Here is a 2,637-nt window from a genome sequence, read left to right on the forward strand (position 1 = left end):
CGTCGACCTGGAGGAGAGCGCCGGCGCCCGCCTCACCCTCCAGGCCGGCGACATCCGCCTCGGCCGCCTCACCGGCCCCGCCCACCTCACCACCCGAAGCGGCGACCTCACCATCACCGAAGCCACCGGCGGCACCCTCACACTGCGCACCGAACACGGCGACATCACGGTCGGCGCCGCCCGCGGCGTCTGCGCCACCCTCGACGCCGGCACCGCCTACGGCCGGATCCACAACACGCTGCACAACACCGACGCCGCCGCCGGCCTGGCCATCACCGCGACCACCTCCTACGGCAACATCACCGCCCGCACCGTCTGACCCGGCCCGGGCGCCCGCGCCGACACGCCGCCCCCGGCCCCGCAGGCCGGGGGGCGCGCATTCCACGTGGTGAGTCATCAAGAAAGAGGGGGGCGGATCATGAAGACGGCCCAGAACCGGCAGCAGGCGGCACCCGGCGCGTTCACGGCCTTCGCCCGCTTCGTGCTCTGCGGCGGCGGGGTGGGGCTCGCCTCCAGCCTCACCGTGGCGGCCCTCGCCTCCCGGATCCCCTGGGCCCTGGCCAACGCCCTGGTCACCGTGGTCTCCACGCTCCTCGCCACCGAGCTGCACGCCCGCTTCACCTTCGGCGCCGGCGGGCGAGCGACCCGGCGCCAGCACGCGCAGTCGGCCGGCTCCGCAGCGGCCGCCTACGCCGTCACCTGCACGGCGATGCTCGCCCTGCAACAACTGGTGGCCGCACCCGGCGCAGTCCTCGAACAGGCCGTCTACCTGACGGCCTCCGCACTCACCGGCGTCGCACGGTTCACCATGCTGCGCCTCGTCGTCTTCGCGCGCAGCCGCTCGCAGGCCGCGCCCGCCGTCCGCACCGCCCTTGCCCTGCACACGAGTGCGGCCCGCCCCGGCGCCGCGGCCGGCCGTGCGGAGCTCTGCCGAGCCGCCTGACCGCCCCCGCCGGACGGTCTCACGCGCCCGTGGCCGCAGCCGCCGCTGACGGTCCGTGTCTGCTCACAGGCGTCCGACCCTGACGGCACGCCGGGCGGCACCAGGGCGAACGTCCCTCCGCCGAGCCGAAATCCCGTTGCCTGACCGTGCCGCGTGGTTCGACAGTAGGGTCATGCTCGGATTCGTCAGGACCGACAACGAAGCCCTCGTCTCGTGCTTGGGCGACCCGCAGCGCGCCGTGGCGGCCTACCGGGAGTTGCTGCGGCGCAAGGAGGAGGCGGTCGGCGCCGTCCGCGCCGGCCTGTCCCACGAAAGCGCCGCCGTCCGCGAGGGCTGCTGCCGGCTTCTGGACCACCTGGTCGACACCGAGTCCATGGGCCGGCTCATCACGATGGCCGACGATCCCGACGCCCGGGTCCGGATCGCCGCCTTCCACGCCCTGGCGTGCGACCGGTGCAAGGGCGACACCTGCGCACCGGGCGCGGACCGGGTCCTCGAACCCGCACTGCGGCACCTGGCCTCCGACCCCGACCCAGGGGTCCGGGCAAGGGCCGCCGAGCTCGTTGGCAAGTTCTCCCATGCCGACGCCCGGGCCGTCGCAGCCTTGCAGGCGTCGCACGCCCAGGACCCGAGCCCGGCCGTCCGGAAGAAGGCGGGATGGTTCATCCCCGGAGGAGCCGTCTACGAACGGACCAACCCGCGCGCACCCAGGTAACGGTCTTGACGCTCCCCGGTTTTGACTGCGGCACACATTCCGTGACGATCACTGCCCCGGCGGGGGAGCGGCGAAAGGCCGCCCGGGGCCGTCGTTTCGGAGGCTGGCGCCTGCCCACCTGCCAGAGCTGTGTAGCGTCCACGGGGTGAACCGCTACCTCGCTGATGCGCCTGACGGGCTCTCCCGGCGGGCCCGGTACTTCGTCCAGGTGCACGGCCTGCGGGTCGAAGGCCCGGGGGTCGCACAGTACCGGGACCGCTGGTTGGAGTTCGGGATCCCGGAATCGGAATGCGACAGGGTCGTGGCGTTCGAGGAGCGGTGGGGCGGCCTGGTCCTGCCGCCGGCACCGACGTATGACGGCGGTCCTAGGATGCTCAGCCCCTACGTGCCGGAGGCGGAGCCGTCCGGAGGATGGTGGTTCGAGGCGGGGGATCAGCGGACCGCGCTCCCCTACTCCTTCATGATCGGCCCCCGCGGTGAGTTCGGTATCCACGCAGAGCGATGGGTGCCGCTGCATGCGAGCGTCGAGGGATGGATCGAGTCGGTCGCGCTCGCCCATCACGCGGCCCTGTGCGCGAAGCAGATCACCAAGGTCACCGGCGAGGACGTCGACGGCATCCAACTCGGGCGCCACGAGCCGGTTCCGGAAGTGGAAGGGCTGGCTGACGGGTGGTGGCGAGGCACGGACTCGCTGGTCGCGGTCTACACGGGCGAGGCCGAGTGCTTCGCCGGACCGGGATACCGGACCGCCGTCGTCTACTCCGGCCTCGACGACTGGGGCCTGCACGGCTGAGCAGGAACGCCTGCGCCTCCCGGGACCGTCGCCGGACTCCCCGATGGACCCCGCGATCAAACGACGAGGGCCGGCGCCGGGCAGGTGTGCCGCCCGGCCGGCACGGCTACCGGCGCGCGCGCCACCCCGCCGGGGGGGGGGGGGGCGGGGGCGGGGCCGCGGGGGCGGGGGGGGCGACGAGGTAAG

The 2,637-nt window shown here is 73.8% G+C and carries 4 protein-coding genes; all 4 read left to right on the forward strand.

Annotation, left to right across the window (positions count from 1 at the left end; translation table 11 throughout):
- Positions 1–319 (forward strand): DUF4097 family beta strand repeat-containing protein (locus tag ACFC1F_RS35710; RefSeq protein ID WP_376164768.1); only part of this gene is annotated, 319 nt, incomplete at its 5' end.
- 99 nt (positions 320–418) lie between these two features.
- Entirely contained in the window at positions 419–943 is a 525-nt protein-coding gene (locus ACFC1F_RS35715; protein WP_376164770.1) for a hypothetical protein, read from the forward strand.
- 172 nt (positions 944–1,115) lie between these two features.
- A complete protein-coding gene (locus tag ACFC1F_RS35720; protein WP_376164772.1) occupies positions 1,116–1,658 on the forward strand; it encodes a HEAT repeat domain-containing protein in 543 nt (180 codons plus the stop codon).
- A 145-nt stretch (positions 1,659–1,803) separates the two neighbouring features.
- Positions 1,804–2,451, forward strand: a complete 648-nt coding sequence (locus tag ACFC1F_RS35725) for a hypothetical protein (protein WP_376164774.1) — start codon at positions 1,804–1,806, stop codon at positions 2,449–2,451.
- Positions 2,452–2,637 lie beyond the last annotated feature (186 nt).

Source organism: Kitasatospora sp. NPDC056181 (assembly GCF_042266225.1).
In the GTDB taxonomy this organism is placed as follows: Bacteria; Actinomycetota; Actinomycetes; order Streptomycetales; family Streptomycetaceae; genus Kitasatospora.

Excerpts from the sequence above, each read along its gene's own strand:
- ACFC1F_RS35715 (WP_376164770.1), top strand. The coding sequence starts at position 419 with ATGAAGACGGCCCAGAACCGGCAGCAGGCGGCACCCGGCGCGTTCACG.
- ACFC1F_RS35720 (WP_376164772.1), top strand. The coding sequence starts at position 1,116 with ATGCTCGGATTCGTCAGGACCGACAACGAAGCCCTCGTCTCGTGCTTG.